The sequence below is a fragment of the Pseudomonas sp. HP_14 genome, assembly GCF_055283875.1.
Genome location: NZ_JBTOQI010000046.1, coordinates 110778 through 126641 on the forward strand (window position 1 = coordinate 110778; position 15864 = coordinate 126641).

The window sequence follows — 15864 nt, forward strand, 5'->3', positions numbered from 1 at the left end:
GGCAAACCGCTATCGCTGCCTCGCGTTGCTCGTGAGCTCCTACATAGTTACTGTTTTACCGGATCAACCCATCCAGCGGCGAAGATGCGCTGGCATAGAGTTTTCTTGGCATACGGCCTGCGAGGTAAGCCATACGACCGGCAATAACGGCGTGTTTCATGGCTGCGCCCATCAGGATCGGGTCTTGAGCGTGGGCGATGGCCGAGTTCATCAACACGGCCTCACAGCCCAGTTCCATAGCAATGGTCGCATCGGAAGCCGTGCCGACACCGGCATCGACCAACACCGGGACTTTGGTTTCTTCCAGGATGATCTGCAGGTTGTAAGGGTTGCAGATGCCCAGCCCGCTGCCGATCAGGCCAGCCAGCGGCATGATGGCGATGCAGCCGATTTCCGCCAGCTGGCGCGCAATGATCGGGTCATCACTGGTGTAAACCATCACGTCGAAGCCTTCCTTCACCAGCACTTCGGCGGCCTTGAGGGTTTCGATCACGTTAGGGAACAGAGTTTTCTGATCCGCGAGGACTTCCAGCTTGACCAGATTCTTGCCGTCGAGCAGTTCACGGGCCAGGCGGCAGGTGCGCACCGCCTCAATCGCGTCAAAGCAACCGGCGGTATTCGGCAGGATCGTGTAACGATCCGGCGGCAGGACATCCAGCAGGTTCGGCTCACCCGGGTTCTGGCCCAGATTTGTACGGCGTACTGCGACGGTGACGATCTCGGCACCCGACGCTTCAATGGCCAGACGGGTCTGCTCCATATCCACGTACTTGCCGGTACCCACCAGCAGGCGTGACTCGAAAGTCCGACCGGCCAGGATAAACGGCTTGTCGCTGCGAACATTGCTCATTGGAAATCCTCTTGGAAGTTGAGGTCTTGCAGTTGAATCAGAAAATGTCGAAGCCTAGCCGCCGCCAATCGCGTGGACGACTTCGACCTGATCGCCTTCGCGCAGAGCCGTTGTCTCATGCTGGCTGCGCGGCACGATATCCAGGTTCAGCTCGACTGCGACACGACGCCCGACAAGATCAAGGCGGGTCAGCAAGGCCAGAACGGTCGCGCCGTCAGGCAATTCAAAGGGTTCACCGTTCAACTGAATGTGCATGCGCGGGAGCAGCCATCATTTTTGGGGCGAGCATTCTAGCCCGATCAGCCTGGATGACCAAGGTAAAGCGATGTGTGGGACTTCGCTCCTACCGGTCCGTGGTCTATCGAGTATCAAACCCCACCGAGTCGCCAAGCGGTCAAACCGAGCAGCGCCCAGCCCACCAGAAATGCCAGACCACCGAACGGTGTAATGATGCCCAGCTTGCTGATACCGGTCAGGGTCAACAGATACAAACTGCCCGAAAACAGCACAATTCCCAGCGCAAACGAGAAGCCCGCCCAGGTCATGAGCCTGCCCGGAAGCTGAGCGGCAAGCACCGCTACGCCCAGAATCGCCAACGCGTGGATCAGTTGATAGAGCACGCCTGTATGAAAAATCGCCAGATACTCAGGGCTCAGGCGGTTCTTGAGGCCATGCGCAGCAAACGCTCCCAGCGCGACGCCGGTAAAGCCAAAAAACGCGGCCAACATCAAAAAGCTACGAACCATAACTAACTCCGTTCAAAAATCGTCCAAAGGCGCACGGTCTGTATAATGGCCCGCTCAACGGGTTCGGCCAAGCCATCTCTATGCTGCGTTCATTAGTACGTCGTCTTATCAAAGCCCTGCTCCTGTTTGCTGCGGGTAGCGTGTTGCTGGTCCTGATCTTCCGTTTCGTGCCGCCGCCGGGTACTGCGTTGATGGTCGAGCGCAAGATTGAATCATGGGCTGACGGCAAGCCTATTGATCTACAGCGCACCTGGCAGCCATGGGACAAGATTTCCAATGACCTGAAGGTCGCGGTCATCGCGGGCGAAGATCAGAAATTCTCCGAGCACTGGGGCTTTGACGTCGAAGCCATTCAGGCGGCCATTGCCCACAACGAGATGGGCGGCTCGATTCGCGGCGCCAGCACCCTGAGCCAGCAAGTCTCCAAGAACCTCTTCCTGTGGTCGGGTCGCAGCTATCTGCGCAAAGGGCTTGAGGCCTGGTTTACCGGGCTGATTGAAATCCTCTGGTCCAAGCAGCGAATCCTTGAGGTGTACCTGAACAGCGTCGAGTGGGATGACGGTGTGTTCGGCGCTCAGGCGGCTGCGCAGCATCACTTCGGCGTGAATGCCAGCGCGCTTTCGATGCAGCAGGCCAGCTATCTGGCAGCGGTGCTGCCCAACCCCCGCGAATGGAGCGCCAGCCGTCCAACCAGTTATGTTGCAGGTCGCGCCAGCTGGATTCGTCGCCAGATGCAGCAGCTGGGTGGGGATGATTATCTGCTAGGGCTAAACAGCAGCCGTAAGCTCTAACAGGCAGCCCCGAACCGGTAGGAGCGAATTCATTCGCGAACGGCTGCGCAGCAGTCGTAAACCTGGCGACCCGGTGCCAGCATGTGAACTGAGGCGCGCCCATTGCTGCCGCTTCGCGCCAGTTCGCGAATAAATTCGCTCCGACCCAGGACGCGAACTAATCCCGATTAAAACGCTGGCACAACGTCCCCGTGGTATTTCTCCAGGATGAACGCTTTCACTTCAGGCGAATTCAGCGCAGCACCCAGCTTTTTCACAGCAGGCAGATCTGCCTTGTCCCGGCGCACGTACAGGTAGTTGGCGTAAGGCGATTCCGAGCTTTCGATGAACAGCGCATCTTTATGCGGCTCAAGCTTGGCTTCAAGCGCGTAGTTGGCATTGATGAGCGCCAGATCAACCTGACTCAGAGCGCGAGGCAGCATGGCGGCTTCCAGCTCCTTGAACTTCAGGTTTTTCGGGTTGCTGGTGATGTCCTGACGGGTTGCCATGATGTTGCCTGGGTCTTTCAGGGTGATCAGACCTTGTTTGGCGATCAGCAATAAAGCCCGCCCGGAGTTGGTCGGGTCATTGGGAATGGCGATGGTTGCGCCATCCTTCAGCTCGGCAATCGATTTGATCTTCTTCGAGTACGCGCCGAACGGTTCGATGTGCACCGCAACCACCGGCACTTGATCGCTGCCCGGATGGCTCTTCTTGTAGGCGTCGTAATACGGCTTGCTCTGGAAGTAGTTGGCGTCCAGCAAACCTTCATCCACCTGACGATCCGGCTGCACGTAATCCGAAAATACTTTCACGTCCAGAGTCACTCCCTCCTTGGCCAGAGTCGGCTTGAGGAACTCCAGGATTTCGGCATGGGGCACAGGCACAACAGCGATTTTCAGGGCGTCGGCGTAAGCGGAACCTACTGCGGCGACCAATAGCGCCAGGGACAGGGCAACACGTTTCACGATAGATCACCTTTCAGAGTGGGCAGATAACGCAGGAATTGAGGCGTTTTAACGCTGTTCGTCAAAACGCTTCAGGGAAAAGGCCGACAAGTCCACATCGCTCTTGCCGCTGATGCACCACTGCGCGAGCGCCTCGCCGAGACCGGCGGAATGCTTGAAGCCGTGGCCCGAGCAGGCGGAAACAACCAGCACGTTTTTCAATGCCGGGTGTTCGTCGATGATGAAGTTGTAATCGGGCGTTACGGTGTAAGCGCAGACAGAGGACTTGACCACCCGTGAGGTGACGCCTGCGATCTTGTCGCGCACCTGGCCGTCGAACATGCTCTGCTCTTCTTCAACACTGATCGATCTGTTAAGTGCATCTGCCGAAGAGGCGTCGCGATACTGTTCAGTGGCGACCTTCATGCTGCCTTCGCCCGGCAGTGGCGGGAACCCGTAATTGATGTCGACTTCGCCCGGACCGTGGGTCAGGATGAAGCTAGGCGATTTGGCCGCAAAGGTCGCACCCTCCTCCAGCTCAAACCAGAACAGCTTTTGTCGGCAGACCCGTAACAGACGGTTAAACGGCTCACCCAGCAAATCCGCAGACCACATACCCGCACTGACCACCACCTTATCGGCGAGAATCGTGCGCTCATCAGTAATGATCCTGACGCCCTCTGCGTTCGAGGTGATGCCTGTGACGGTCTCTCCCGTCAGCAACGTCGCGCCATGCTCGCGTGCCAGTTTGAGCTGCACATCAATGCAGCGCTCCGGCCGCACATAACCGCCGTCTGGCTCAAAATAGCCAATCGCGCTGTCCAGCACTGGGGCGAACTGCGGGAAGCGTTGTCGAATCTGCGCCGCGTCGAGTACTTCGTGGTCGATGCCGTAGGTTTTGGCCAGATGGGTGGTGCGATGGGTGAAATCGGTTTCGTCTTGAGGATCGTAAGCAGGGCTGGATGTCATCACCAGGACGCCGCACTGCTCAAACAGCGATTCACCCGTCAGCGCCTCAAGTTCACGCCAGATGCGGTGGGAGTTGTGCACGATCGGAACATATTCAGCGCCTTCACCCACGGCCAGACGGGTAATGCGCGTATCGCCGTGGCTGGAGCCTTCGGTGTGCGGAGGGTTGTACCGGTCGATGCCAATGACCCGGACGCCAGCCTTGGCCAGTTGATACGCGGTCGACGCGCCCATAGCACCAAGGCCCAGTACCGCTACTTCACACCGCTCAGCCATCTGCTCATCGCCCAAAAAGCAGACATTTGAGTATTTATGCCTATGCAAGGCAACGATCAAAAAACCATAAGCTTATGCCGGAAAAGCACACGTACCTGTGGGAGCCGAGCTTGCTCGCGATGAACGATAACTCGATTGGCTTGATGGACCGCAGCGCCGGCATCGCGAGCAAGCTCGGCTCCTACAGGGGGCCAGAAACAAAAACGCCCTGACCGGTTTCCCGGTCAGGGCGTTTGTTTGTCGATGAACCGTTATTACGCGGCTATCGACAACTTGAGCTTGTTCATCGCGCTCTTCTCAAGCTGACGAATACGCTCGGCGGAGACGTTGTACTTCTGCGCCAGGTCGTGCAGCGTGGCCTTCTCTTCAGCCAGCCAGCGCTGATAGAGGATGTCACGGCTACGGTCGTCCAGCACCTCCAGCGCCTGATGCAGATTGGCGGTGGAGTTGTCAGTCCAGTCGGAATCTTCCAGCTGACGTGCCGGATCATAACGGTGGTCTTCCAGGTAGTTCGCTGGCGACTGGAACGCACTGTCGTCGTCGGCTTCAGCAGCCGGGTCGAACGCCATATCGTGCCCTGTCAGGCGACTTTCCATCTCGCGCACTTCACGCGGCTCAACGCCGAGGCTTTCAGCCACACGATGAACTTCTTCATTGTTCAGCCACGCCAGACGTTTCTTCTGGCCGCGCAGGTTGAAGAACAGCTTGCGCTGGGCCTTGGTGGTCGCGACTTTCACAATGCGCCAGTTGCGCAGGATGAACTCGTGAATTTCCGCCTTGATCCAGTGAACAGCGAACGAAACCAGACGCACACCCATTTCCGGGTTAAAGCGTTTAACGGCCTTCATCAGGCCAACGTTACCTTCCTGGATCAGATCTGACTGAGCCAGGCCGTAACCGGAATAGCTGCGTGCGATGTGCACAACAAAACGCAGGTGGGCGAGGACCATCTGCCGAGCCGCCCCCAGATCCTGCTCATAATAGAGACTCTCAGCCAGTTCACGCTCCTGCTCAGGGGTCAGCAAAGGAATGCTGTTCACCGTGTGCACATAGGCTTCCAGGTTCGCACCCGGGACTAAGGCATACGCAGGTTGCAAAGAAGTGGTCATACGAAATGTTACCTCCGTCACATGACTCGTGCAGTTCAGCACTGCGAAATTGACCCGGGAACCGCTAAACAAGTTCCCTGTATAAAAAAGTCAATACATGAAGAAAAATTTACCGAGGTGCCAGCTCTCTCAAATGGCGTGCTACTGCAATCCAAGCACCGATATACCCTAACAACACCGCTCCAAGCAAGAGTGATAGACCATCGGACGCTGGTACGCCAGCCAGAGAAAAGTCACTTCCGTACAATCCGGCCAGCCCGATAACCGCGTCATTGAGCCAGTTCAGGCCGTATGCCAGCACGCCCCACGACAGGAAACCCGCACCCAGGCCATACAATGCGCCCATATAAAGGAAGGGACGACGTACATAACTGTCGGTGCCGCCTACCAATTTGATGACCTCGATTTCGGTACGACGGTTCTCGATGTGCAGACGTATGGTGTTACCAATTACCAGCAACAGCGCGGCAACCAATAGCACAGTCAGACCAAAGACAAACCGATCACCCAGTTTGAGGATTGCGGCAAGACGCTCAACCCAGACCAGATCCAGTTGCGCCTGCTCCACATTAGGCATACCTGCCAACTGAGTACGCAAGGCCTCCAGCGCAGGCTTGTCTACCTCGTCCGGCGTGACCAGCACGACGCCCGGCAGCGGATTTTCCGGCAATTCCTTCAAGGCCTCACCCAGCCCGGACTGCTGCTGAAATTCAGCCAGCGCCTGTTCGCGGCTGATGTATTCAGCCTCGGCAACACCCGGCATCAGACGAATTTCGTTCCGTAATTTTTCGCCCTGGCTGGCCGTAGCATCCAGCTTCAGGTAAATCGATATCTGCGCAGCACGCTGCCAGGAACCGCCCAGCCGCTCGACATTGTTGAGCAGCAACGACAAGCCCATGGGCAGGCTCAAAGCAATCGCCATCACCAGACACGTGAAGAAACTGCCGATGGGCTGTTTTCCCAGACGCCGCAAGCTGTCGATCAAACTGGAGCGGTGCGCTTCCAGCCAGGCGTTGAACAGCGTACCGAAATCCGGGCCGTCATCGTCATGGCTGTTTTTTGGCTTTTTCGGAGCAGGATCGGCGGCTTTCGGCGATACGCGCTCGGAAACTTTAGGGGAACGTGTAGCACTCATACCCCAGCCTCCCCGTCACCGATCAGACGACCGCGTTGCAGCGTGAGCATGCGGTGACGCATACGGGCAATCAGCGCCAGATCGTGACTGGCAATCAGCACGCTGGTGCCGAGGCGATTGATGTCTTCAAACACACCCATGATTTCCGCTGCGAGACGTGGATCGAGGTTACCGGTGGGTTCGTCCGCGAGTAGCAAAGCAGGGCGATGCACAATGGCGCGAGCAATGCCCACCCGTTGCTGTTGACCGGTGGAAAGGTCACCCGGGTACAGCTCGGCCTTGTCCGACAACGCTACGCGCTCCAGAGCGGAGTCCACACGCTTGGTGACTTCCAGCTTGGACAATCCCAGAATCTGCAAAGGCAGGGCGACGTTGTTGAATACCGTGCGATCAAACAGCAACTGGTGATTCTGGAACACCACGCCGATCTGCCGACGCAGGAATGGAATCTGTGCATTGCTGATCTGGCCCAGATCCTGACCTGCCAAGAGCAACTTGCCGGAAGTCGGGCGCTCCATGGCCAGCAGCAGACGCAGCAAGGTACTTTTGCCCGCGCCGGAGTGACCGGTCACAAACAGAAACTCACCACGACGCACTCGAAAGCTCAGCTCATGCAAGCCGACGTGTCCGTTCGGATAGCGTTTACCGACCTGTTCGAAACGAATCATGTGCGCTCGCGCTCCGCAAACAGGGCCTGAACAAACGGCTCGGCCTCAAAAGTACGCAGGTCATCAATGCCCTCACCCACGCCGATATAGCGGATGGGCAGGTCAAACTGTTTGGCGAGCGCAAAGATCACGCCGCCTTTAGCCGTACCGTCCAGCTTGGTCAGTGCCAGGCCGGTCAGGGACACTGCCTGGTGGAAATGCTTGGCCTGGCTGATCGCGTTCTGCCCGGTACCGGCGTCCAGCACCAACAGGACTTCGTGAGGTGCCTCCGCGTCCAGCTTGCCGATCACGCGGCGCACCTTCTTCAACTCTTCCATCAGGTTGTCTTTGGTTTGCAGACGACCGGCCGTGTCGGCAATCAAAACGTCGATACCGCGCGCCTTGGCGGCCTGTACGGCGTCGAAGATCACCGAAGCGGAGTCTGCGCCGGTGTGCTGAGCGATAACCGGGATCTTGTTGCGCTCGCCCCAAACCTGTAGCTGCTCGACAGCAGCGGCACGGAAGGTATCACCGGCAGCGAGCATGACTTTCTTGCCTTCCAGTTGCAGCTTCTTCGCCAGCTTGCCAATCGTGGTGGTCTTGCCTGCGCCGTTGACGCCGACGACCAGAATCACGAACGGCTTGCGCGAAGCATCAATGATCAGCGGCTGTTCAACCGGCTTGAGCATTGCGGCCAGCTCGCCTTGCAACGATGTGTACAGCGCCTGAGCATCGGTGAGCTGCTTACGGGCGACCTTCTGGGTCAGGCTCTGAATGATCACGCCTGTTGCCTCGACCCCAACGTCGGCGGTCAGCAATCGGGTTTCGATTTCTTCCAGCAAGTCATCGTCGATGACTTTCTTGCCCAGAAACAGACTGGCCATGCCTTCGCCAATACTGGCGCTGGTTTTGGACAAGCCTTGTTTGAGACGTGCGAAGAAGCCCGCTTTGGTGGCTTCAGGCTGGGCAGCAACCGGTGCCGCCGGGGCTTCGATGATCGGCGCAACGGCTGCAGCAGCGGCAGGGGCCATGGCAGCAACGACAGGCGGAACCACCGGCTCAGGCTGCGGCTCGGGTTCTACCGCAACTGGCTCTGGCTCTGGCTCTGGCTCTGGCTCTGGCTCTGGAATGATGGTCGATTCCGGTTCGGCAATCGGCACATCAATACGAGGCAATTCTGGCTCTGGCTCAAACGGAGCAGCAACAGGCGCAATCGGCGGCGTAACGTGCAGCTCATACTCATTGACCAGCGCGACAGGCTCTTCGGCGACCGGCAAGGTCAGCCATGGCTCTGCCGTGGGTTCGCCCGGCTGAACGTGCTCGACTGTCGGCTCTGCACTGAAAGTTTCCGGCGCAGGCGCCAGTGCAGCTGGTTGCTGCAGCTCAGCGGCCTCCGGAGTCGGTTCAACAACCGGCTCCGGGGCTGCTGGGGCCAAGTCTTGTGGTTGTTCGACCGTAGTTTCCTGCGGCTTCTTGCGCAGCCAACCGAACAGGCCTTTCTTCTCGCCAGCCGGGGCTGGGTTCTTCTTGTCGTCGTTGGAACCAAACATGGAGGACGGCTATCTCAAGGTAGCGACGCGCCAGAGCGGCGCCTCTGAAAAATTCTGGTATGCGAAACAGACTACATTTCAGTCTGCTTGTTCATCTGCTGGCCGAGCATAATCCGCAGTCTCCTGCAGGAGTGAGCTTGCTCGCGATAGCGTCTGCACAGGCAACTAATATGCTGGCTCTAAAATCGCATCGCGGGCAAGCGCGCTCCTACAGAGGCCCATGTTGCTTCGCGACGGCGCCATGTCAGAGAAACAGCGGAATCGTCTGCAAAGAATCTGCGTACAGGCCTATCTGATTCTTTTGTCATAGTCGGGAGCGAGACTGCCCGCTATCCTAACACCCCCGCGCCCGTGGACGCTAAGTTCAAACGGGCCGTCTTACAGGTTCAAATTACGAATGAATGCTCTAGCCCGCCGTGCCGCAGGCCTGCTGTTCGGCACAATTTGTCTGCCATTCGGTGCAATGGCCGCCGATCCGCAACCTACCCATGAATTCACACTCGCCAATGGCTTGAAGGTCATCGTCCGCGAAGACCATCGCGCGCCGGTTGTAGTGTCGCAAGTCTGGTATAAAGTGGGTTCCAGCTACGAGACCCCGGGCCAGACCGGCTTGTCCCATGCGCTTGAACACATGATGTTCAAAGGCAGCTCGAAAACCGGCCCGGGCGAAGCCTCGCTGATCCTGCGGGATCTGGGTGCTGAAGAGAACGCGTTCACGAGCGACGACTACACCGCTTACTACCAGGTGCTGGCCCGTGATCGTCTGGCGGTGGCCTTCGAGCTGGAAGCTGACCGCATGGCCAGCCTCACACTGCCCGCCGACGAGTTCAGCCGCGAAATCGAAGTGATCAAGGAAGAACGCCGTCTGCGCACCGACGACAAGCCAACGTCGAAAGCCTTCGAGCGCTTCAAGGCCATGGCTTACCCGGCCAGCGGCTATCACACGCCGACCATTGGCTGGATGGCAGACCTGGACCGCATGAAGGTCGAAGAGCTGCGTCACTGGTATCAATCCTGGTATGTGCCGAACAACGCCACACTGGTGGTGGTAGGGGACGTCAAACCGGATGAAGTCAAAGCGCTGGCTGAGCGCTTCTTCGGTCCGATTGCGCGCCGCGATGTACCGCCTTCGAAAAAACCGCTGGAGCTGGCAGAACCCGGTGAGCGTCGCATCACCCTCCACGTACAGACTCAATTGCCGAGTTTGATGTACGGCTTTAACGTGCCAAGTCTGGCCACCGCCGAAGACCCACGTTCGGTCAATGCGCTACGTCTGATCGCGGCCTTGCTGGATGGCGGCTATAGCGCACGTATCCCGACGCGCCTTGAGCGCGGCGAGGAACTGGTCTCCGGAGCAGGTTCGAACTACGACGCTTTCGCCCGCGGTGACAGCTTGTTCATGATCAGCGCCACGCCCAACACCCAGAAGAAGAAAACCCTCGCCGACGTTGAAGCCGGTATCTGGCGTTTGCTCAACGAACTGAAGACCAAGCCGCCGACCAACGAAGAACTCGAACGAGTACGTGCTCAAGTGATCGCCAGCCTGGTTTACGAGCGTGACTCGATTACCAGCCAGGCCAGCACTATCGGTGAGCTGGAAACCGTCGGCCTGTCGTGGAAGTTGATCGATGAGGAACTGGCCGCGCTGCAAAGCGTGACCCCGGCAGACATCCAGAAAGCCGCCAGCACTTACTTCACCCGTGAGCGCCTCAGCGTTGCACACGTTCTGCCTGAGGAGAAAGCAAAATGAGTGAGCGCAACGGCCCACGTAAGATGCTGTTTGGCCTGCTGTTGACCACCAGCCTCAGTGTTTTTGCTACACAATCGACGCTGGCTGAAGAAGCAGCCAGCAACGCCGCGCCTGCCCGTCCTGCTCTGGAGTCTTTGAAAGAACTCGATGGCAAGGCTCCAGCGCGTCGCGCCCTGAACATTCAGACCTGGCAAACCGCCGAAGGCGCCAAGGTACTGTTTGTCGAAGCTCACGAGCTGCCGATGTTCGACATGCGTCTGACCTTCGCCGCGGGCAGCAGCCAGGATCAAACACTGCCTGGGGTCGCCGTGCTGACCAATGCCATGCTCAACGAAGGCGTGAAAGGTAAGGACGTCACTGCTATCGCTCAGGGTTTCGAAGGCCTCGGCGCGGATTTTAGCAACGGTGCCTATCGCGACATGGCAGTGGCCTCGATCCGCAGCCTGAGCGCGACAGACAAGCGCGAGCCTGCGCTGAAGCTGTTCTCCGAAGTAGTCGGCAAACCCACCTTCCCTGCTGATTCGCTGACTCGTATCAAGAACCAGTTGCTGGCCAGTTTCGAGTACAAGAAGCAGAACCCAGGCTCGCTGGCCAGCCAGGAACTGTTCAAGCGCCTGTACGGCAATCACCCTTATGGCCACCCGAGCGAAGGCACGGCTGAAACCATCAAGCCAATCACCCAGGCTCAGCTCAAGGCATTTCATGCCAAGGCTTATGCCGCCGGTAACGCTGTAATTGCGCTGGTGGGTGATTTGTCCCGGGACGAAGCGCAGGCAATTGCAGCGCAAGTTTCCTCATCGCTGCCTAAAGGCCCGGCGCTGGCCAAACTGCCAACGCCTGCTGAACCCAAAGCGGGCGAAACTCACATTGAGTTTCCCTCCAAGCAGACGCACCTGATGCTCGCGCAACTGGGCATCAAGCGTAACGACCCGGATTATGCAGCACTGTCATTGGGTAACTCGGTACTCGGCGGTGGCGGATTCGGCAGCCGACTGATGACTGAAGTCCGTGAAAAGCGCGGCCTCACTTATGGCGTTTCATCGGGCTTCACCCCGATGCAGACCCAAGGGCCGTTCATGATTGGCCTGCAGACCCGCGCCGAACTGAGCGAGAACACCTTGAAACTGGTGCAGGACATCGTCCGCGACTTCCTCGCCAACGGCCCGACCCAGAAGGAACTGGACGACGCCAAGCGTGAACTGGCTGGTAGCTTCCCACTGACCGCGGCCAGCAACTCGTCCATCGTCGCGCAGCTGGGCGCCATCGGCTTCTATGATTTGCCGCTGACGTTCCTCGAAGACTTCATGACCCAGTCGCAGGATGTGACCGTCGAGCAAGTCAAAGAGGTGATGAACAAGCACTTGAGCGCTGACAAGATGGTCATCGTCACCGCCGGGCCGACCGTAGCGCAAAAGCCGTTGCCGCCGCCCACCGACAAACCTGCTGAACGCCCTCTTGGGGTCCCGGAGCATTAATGGCCAATCCACGCCCGAAGGGCCATAACGGCCTGGGTCAACTGCGCATCATTGGTGGCGAATGGGGCAGTCGCAAACTGACGTTCCCTGACGCCCCGGGCCTGCGCCCCACACCGGATCGCGTTCGTGAAACGCTGTTCAACTGGCTGGCAATGGACATTGCCGGTGCCAAGGTACTGGATGTTTTCACCGGCAGCGGTGCGTTGTTTTTCGAAGCGCTGTCGCGGGGTGCGAGCAAGGGCCTGGCGCTGGACAACAGTGCCGCAGCGATCACCAGCCTGCGTCAGAACCTGAGCATGTTGAACTGCACCACCGGCCAGGTCTCGCAAACCGACTCGTTGCGCCACCTGGAAAACCAGGCCGCCGAGCCATTCGATGTGGTTTTCCTCGACCCGCCGTTCCACCAGAACCTTCTGGCCTCGGCCTGTGCGCTGCTTGAGTCACACGGCTGGCTGGCAGAAAACGCCTGGATCTACACCGAAAGCGAAACCCCACCATCGACCACCGGCTTGCCAGGCAACTGGCGTCTGCACCGGGAGAAGAAAGCCGGGCAGGTTTATTACGCTCTATGGCAGCGCGGGTAACCAAAGGCTGACATCAGAACTCCTGTAGGAGCTGCCGAAGGCTGCGAAGCGGTCGACCTGAAGATCGCCTTCGCAGCCTTCGGCAGCTCCTACAGGAGACTTTTGGACGCCACCTATCCCCCATTTTTACCGCTGAGCAAAAAACGCTCTCGCGGCCCGTATCACTTGTGGCAACGTACATCGATACGCAACCTGCCGAGAGAGGACAACCGTGTTTACACGCCCTGCTAGATCCTCCTTAGCCAACCGCTTCATTCCGGCCTCGGGCCTGGGCAATCCTCATTTGCAGACCTTGTGGGGTCCGCTGTGGCGGAAAAAGACGCGAATCGAGCGCCAACGCGAACGCATCTGGCTGGCCGACGGAGACTTCCTTGATCTGGACTGGTTTGGCCCGCACGAGTTGAATACTCCTCTGGTGCTGGTCCTGCATGGACTGACCGGCTCATCGAACTCGCCTTATGTGGTTGGCCTGCAACAGGCGATCGTTCAAGAGGGATGGGCCAGCGTCGCGCTCAACTGGCGAGGCTGCTCCGGCGAGCCAAACTTGCTATCGCGCAGCTATCACTCTGGCGCCAGTGAAGATCTGGCCTCGGTCATCGCCCATCTGCGCGCCAAACGTCCACTGGCGCCGTTGTACGCAGTGGGTTACTCGCTGGGTGGCAACGTACTCCTCAAATATCTGGGAGAGTCTGGCGTCAACAGCGATCTGCAAGGCGCAGTAGCAGTGTCTGTACCGTTCCGTCTAGATGAATGCGCCGACCGCATCGGCATGGGCTTTTCAAAGGTCTATCAGCGGCATTTCATGCGCGAGATGGTCACCTACGTGAAGGACAAACAACGCCACTTCAAGGACGAGGGCATCAGCGAAGGGCTTGCCGAGCTATCAGCACTGGGCTCGCTGGAGAATATGCGCACGTTCTGGGATTTCGATGGCCGGGTAACCGCGCCACTGCATGGCTTTGCCGACGCCAAGGACTACTACCGTCGCGCGTCCAGCCGCTATTACCTGGGAGAAATTAGCACCCCGACGCTGATCATCCAGGCAGCAGACGATCCTTTCGTGTTCAAGCACAGCTTGCCGGAACCGACCGAACTGTCAGCCAGCACCGAGTTCGAGCTGCAGGAAAAAGGCGGGCATGTGGGATTTGTCGACGGCTCGCTAAAGAATCCGGGTTATTACCTCGAAAGACGGATTCCGTTGTGGCTGACGAGCGCGCATGGGACATTCGTTTAGCAAACACATCCCCTGTAGGAGTGAACTTGTTCGCGATCTGGCGCGAAGCGCCAGCAACGACCGCGACTCGGTGCATTGGCTGGAATCGGGTCGCCAGATTCACGACTGCTGCGCAGCCGTTCGCGAACAAGTTCACTCCTACAGGTCAAATATTCGCCCCACACAGCGCGGTGCCATACTTACTGCAGAAGATTACACTCCAGCCCCCGTAGCAACCTCACGGTCCGGATCGGTAATCCACTCACTCCACGACCCCGCGTACAACGCCCCCAGCCGATAACCTGCCAGACACAACGCAAACAGGTTGTGACACGCCGTCACGCCAGACCCGCAATAAGCAACCAGACTCTCAGGCGGGCGCCCCTGAAGCTTTTCGGCAAACCGCTGCTTGAGTTGCTCAGGTGGTAAAAAGCGTCCATCAGGGCCAAGGTTTTCGTTGAACGCCGCACATTGCGCGCCAGGGATATGCCCCGCGACCGGATCGATAGGCTCCACTTCTCCGCGAAAACGAGCGTCGGCGCGGGCATCAATCAGGGTCAGTTCTGGTTTTTTGAGACGCTTCAGCAATTGATCGGCGCTCAACACCAGCGAGTCATCCGGCTGGCCCTTGAAATCTCCCGGCTCTTTGCCTGGAGGATCAAGGCTTAACGGCAAACCCGCAGCGTGCCAGGCTTTGAGGCCTCCATCGAGAATGAAAACGCCGTCCCGTTTGCCCAACCAGGCCAGCAACCACCACGCCCGGGCGGCGTAGGCCCCCGGGCCATCGTCATAAAGCACAACATCGCTGTCGGCGTTGACGCCCCAATACTGCAAGCGCTCAACCAGTTTTTGTGGATCAGGCAGCGGATGGCGGCCGGTTTTACCCTTACTGACCGGGCCGCTGAGATCCCGCTCCAGATCGGCGAACGACGAGCCATCGATATGCCCGTCGGCATAACTGCGCTGGCCGTAGGAAGTATCTTCGAGAGCAAAACGACAATCGAGAATCACCAGCCCAGGCTGCTGCTGGCGAGCGGCCAGTTGCTGTGGGCTGATCAGTTGCGCGATGGGCATGACAGGCTCCTGTGGACAAATTTGAATATTCAGCATTGCTGCAATTCGTTCCGGCTGACGACGTTCAGACCCCATCCGCCAGCGCTTGATGCAACGGTACATAAAATTCTTCGCACAGCGCGCTCACTTCCTGTTGCGCCTGCGGGGTCACATAACCTGACTCAAGCATCAGTACCTGATAAACGCCACGGCGAATCGCATCTTCACTCAAATGAGTGCTGTTTTCCCGTGTAGTACAGAGGAAGCGCACCCAGGAAGTGAGAATGATCCAGGTGTTGAGCGTTAGTGACTCTATCTGCACCTTGTTCATGTGCAGGATGCCAGCCTCGACGAATCCACCGTAAATGGCCATGGCCTGAATCAGACAATGCTGGGAAAAACGTCTGTAGCGGGCGGCCAGATCAGGATCGGCATCCAGTAGATGCTCCAGGTCTCGATGCAGAAAACGATAACGCCACATGCCATCGAGAATTTCCAGCAGGTAATACCGCTTGTCTTCGACACTGGGCAAACGGCCCTTGGGCGGGCGCAGGAAGGTGTTCACCAACGCTTCGTATTCACTGAAGAGTTCGGCGATGATCGCCTGTTTATTGGGGAAATGGTAATAGAGATTGCCGGGGGACATCTCCAGATGAGCGGCAATGTGGTTGGTGCTTACACTGCGCTCGCCCTGCTGATTGAACAGTTCCAGACTGTTCTGCACGATCCGTTCACGGGTTTTGATACGCGGGGTCATGCTCAACTTGATCGCTCGAGTGTTATTGGTATC

At 58.2% G+C, this 15864-nt stretch carries 16 protein-coding genes; 5 read left to right on the forward strand and 11 right to left on the reverse strand.

Translation table 11 applies throughout. The annotated features are described in order from the left end of the window. Nucleotides 1–55 precede the first annotated feature (55 nt). The 3 genes from ACYASS_RS26005 to ACYASS_RS26015 form a co-directional block, all read right to left on the reverse strand. Nucleotides 56–850, reverse strand: coding sequence for a thiazole synthase (locus tag ACYASS_RS26005; RefSeq protein ID WP_243244418.1), 795 nt, complete (start codon nucleotides 848–850; stop codon nucleotides 56–58). A 54-nt stretch (nucleotides 851–904) separates the two neighbouring features. Then, a complete protein-coding gene (gene thiS, locus ACYASS_RS26010) occupies nucleotides 905–1105 on the reverse strand; it encodes a sulfur carrier protein ThiS (protein WP_463588212.1) in 201 nt (66 codons plus the stop codon). 113 nt (nucleotides 1106–1218) lie between these two features. Then, nucleotides 1219–1596, reverse strand: coding sequence for a DUF423 domain-containing protein (locus ACYASS_RS26015; protein WP_243244419.1), 378 nt, complete (start codon nucleotides 1594–1596; stop codon nucleotides 1219–1221). Between the two features lie 80 nt (nucleotides 1597–1676). Here ACYASS_RS26015 and mtgA point away from each other — a divergent pair, with 80 nt between their 5' ends. After that, a complete protein-coding gene (gene mtgA / locus ACYASS_RS26020) occupies nucleotides 1677–2387 on the forward strand; it encodes a monofunctional biosynthetic peptidoglycan transglycosylase (protein WP_463588213.1) in 711 nt (236 codons plus the stop codon). A 167-nt stretch (nucleotides 2388–2554) separates the two neighbouring features. On the opposite strand, the gene ACYASS_RS26025 is transcribed toward mtgA, so the two are convergent. From ACYASS_RS26025 to ftsY, 6 genes are all read right to left on the reverse strand, one after another. Continuing rightward, nucleotides 2555–3334 carry a MetQ/NlpA family ABC transporter substrate-binding protein gene (locus ACYASS_RS26025; RefSeq protein ID WP_463588214.1) on the reverse strand — a complete coding sequence of 260 codons (780 nt, stop codon included), beginning with the start codon at nucleotides 3332–3334 and terminating at the stop codon, nucleotides 2555–2557. Between the two features lie 48 nt (nucleotides 3335–3382). Further along, nucleotides 3383–4558 carry an N-methyl-L-tryptophan oxidase gene (solA, locus tag ACYASS_RS26030; RefSeq protein WP_463588215.1) on the reverse strand — a complete coding sequence of 392 codons (1176 nt, stop codon included), beginning with the start codon at nucleotides 4556–4558 and terminating at the stop codon, nucleotides 3383–3385. A 254-nt stretch (nucleotides 4559–4812) separates the two neighbouring features. Further along, on the reverse strand, nucleotides 4813–5667 hold the full coding sequence (gene rpoH / locus ACYASS_RS26035; RefSeq protein WP_027899700.1) for an RNA polymerase sigma factor RpoH: 855 nt from the start codon (nucleotides 5665–5667) through the stop codon (nucleotides 4813–4815). 109 nt (nucleotides 5668–5776) lie between these two features. Further along, a complete protein-coding gene (gene ftsX / locus ACYASS_RS26040) occupies nucleotides 5777–6802 on the reverse strand; it encodes a permease-like cell division protein FtsX (protein WP_243244421.1) in 1026 nt (341 codons plus the stop codon). Further along, on the reverse strand, nucleotides 6799–7470 hold the full coding sequence (gene ftsE / locus ACYASS_RS26045; RefSeq protein ID WP_122663955.1) for a cell division ATP-binding protein FtsE: 672 nt from the start codon (nucleotides 7468–7470) through the stop codon (nucleotides 6799–6801). The genes ftsX and ftsE overlap by 4 nt, the downstream gene beginning before the upstream one ends. Beyond that, a complete protein-coding gene (gene ftsY / locus ACYASS_RS26050) occupies nucleotides 7467–8999 on the reverse strand; it encodes a signal recognition particle-docking protein FtsY (protein ID WP_463588216.1) in 1533 nt (510 codons plus the stop codon). Before ftsY ends, ftsE begins: the two co-directional genes overlap by 4 nt. Nucleotides 9000–9396: 397 nt before the next feature. On the opposite strand from ftsY, the gene ACYASS_RS26055 reads away from it, so the two are divergent. The 4 genes from ACYASS_RS26055 (at nucleotide 9397) to ACYASS_RS26070 (ending at nucleotide 14042) form a co-directional block, all read left to right on the forward strand. Continuing rightward, nucleotides 9397–10749 carry a M16 family metallopeptidase gene (locus ACYASS_RS26055; RefSeq protein ID WP_122663953.1) on the forward strand — a complete coding sequence of 451 codons (1353 nt, stop codon included), beginning with the start codon at nucleotides 9397–9399 and terminating at the stop codon, nucleotides 10747–10749. Continuing rightward, entirely contained in the window at nucleotides 10746–12224 is a 1479-nt protein-coding gene (locus tag ACYASS_RS26060) for a M16 family metallopeptidase (RefSeq protein WP_463588217.1), read from the forward strand. The genes ACYASS_RS26055 and ACYASS_RS26060 overlap by 4 nt, the downstream gene beginning before the upstream one ends. After that, nucleotides 12224–12808, forward strand: a complete 585-nt coding sequence (gene rsmD, locus ACYASS_RS26065; RefSeq protein ID WP_463588218.1) for a 16S rRNA (guanine(966)-N(2))-methyltransferase RsmD — start codon at nucleotides 12224–12226, stop codon at nucleotides 12806–12808. Before ACYASS_RS26060 ends, rsmD begins: the two co-directional genes overlap by 1 nt. 211 nt (nucleotides 12809–13019) lie before the next feature. After that, complete coding sequence (locus ACYASS_RS26070) at nucleotides 13020–14042, forward strand: hydrolase (RefSeq protein WP_463588219.1); 1023 nt, start codon at nucleotides 13020–13022, stop codon at nucleotides 14040–14042. Nucleotides 14043–14234: 192 nt separating this feature from the next. Here the strand turns inward: ACYASS_RS26070 and ACYASS_RS26075 are convergent, their stop codons facing one another. Both ACYASS_RS26075 and ACYASS_RS26080 read right to left on the reverse strand, forming a co-directional pair. After that, nucleotides 14235–15095 (reverse strand): sulfurtransferase, encoded by an 861-nt coding sequence (locus tag ACYASS_RS26075; RefSeq protein WP_463588220.1) that lies wholly within the window; start codon nucleotides 15093–15095, stop codon nucleotides 14235–14237. A 64-nt stretch (nucleotides 15096–15159) separates the two neighbouring features. Beyond that, nucleotides 15160–15831 (reverse strand): TetR/AcrR family transcriptional regulator, encoded by a 672-nt coding sequence (locus tag ACYASS_RS26080; RefSeq protein WP_463588221.1) that lies wholly within the window; start codon nucleotides 15829–15831, stop codon nucleotides 15160–15162. Nucleotides 15832–15864: the final 33 nt, after the last annotated feature.

Excerpts from the sequence above, each read along its gene's own strand:
- ACYASS_RS26005 (WP_243244418.1), bottom strand. The coding sequence starts at position 850 with ATGAGCAATGTTCGCAGCGACAAGCCGTTTATCCTGGCCGGTCGGACT.
- thiS (WP_463588212.1), bottom strand. The coding sequence starts at position 1,105 with ATGCACATTCAGTTGAACGGTGAACCCTTTGAATTGCCTGACGGCGCG.
- ACYASS_RS26015 (WP_243244419.1), bottom strand. The coding sequence starts at position 1,596 with ATGGTTCGTAGCTTTTTGATGTTGGCCGCGTTTTTTGGCTTTACCGGC.
- mtgA (WP_463588213.1), top strand. The coding sequence starts at position 1,677 with ATGCTGCGTTCATTAGTACGTCGTCTTATCAAAGCCCTGCTCCTGTTT.
- solA (WP_463588215.1), bottom strand. The coding sequence starts at position 4,558 with ATGGCTGAGCGGTGTGAAGTAGCGGTACTGGGCCTTGGTGCTATGGGC.
- rpoH (WP_027899700.1), bottom strand. The coding sequence starts at position 5,667 with ATGACCACTTCTTTGCAACCTGCGTATGCCTTAGTCCCGGGTGCGAAC.
- ftsX (WP_243244421.1), bottom strand. The coding sequence starts at position 6,802 with ATGAGTGCTACACGTTCCCCTAAAGTTTCCGAGCGCGTATCGCCGAAA.
- ftsE (WP_122663955.1), bottom strand. The coding sequence starts at position 7,470 with ATGATTCGTTTCGAACAGGTCGGTAAACGCTATCCGAACGGACACGTC.
- ftsY (WP_463588216.1), bottom strand. The coding sequence starts at position 8,999 with ATGTTTGGTTCCAACGACGACAAGAAGAACCCAGCCCCGGCTGGCGAG.
- ACYASS_RS26055 (WP_122663953.1), top strand. The coding sequence starts at position 9,397 with ATGAATGCTCTAGCCCGCCGTGCCGCAGGCCTGCTGTTCGGCACAATT.
- ACYASS_RS26060 (WP_463588217.1), top strand. The coding sequence starts at position 10,746 with ATGAGTGAGCGCAACGGCCCACGTAAGATGCTGTTTGGCCTGCTGTTG.
- rsmD (WP_463588218.1), top strand. The coding sequence starts at position 12,224 with ATGGCCAATCCACGCCCGAAGGGCCATAACGGCCTGGGTCAACTGCGC.
- ACYASS_RS26075 (WP_463588220.1), bottom strand. The coding sequence starts at position 15,095 with ATGCCCATCGCGCAACTGATCAGCCCACAGCAACTGGCCGCTCGCCAG.
- ACYASS_RS26080 (WP_463588221.1), bottom strand. The coding sequence starts at position 15,831 with ATGACCCCGCGTATCAAAACCCGTGAACGGATCGTGCAGAACAGTCTG.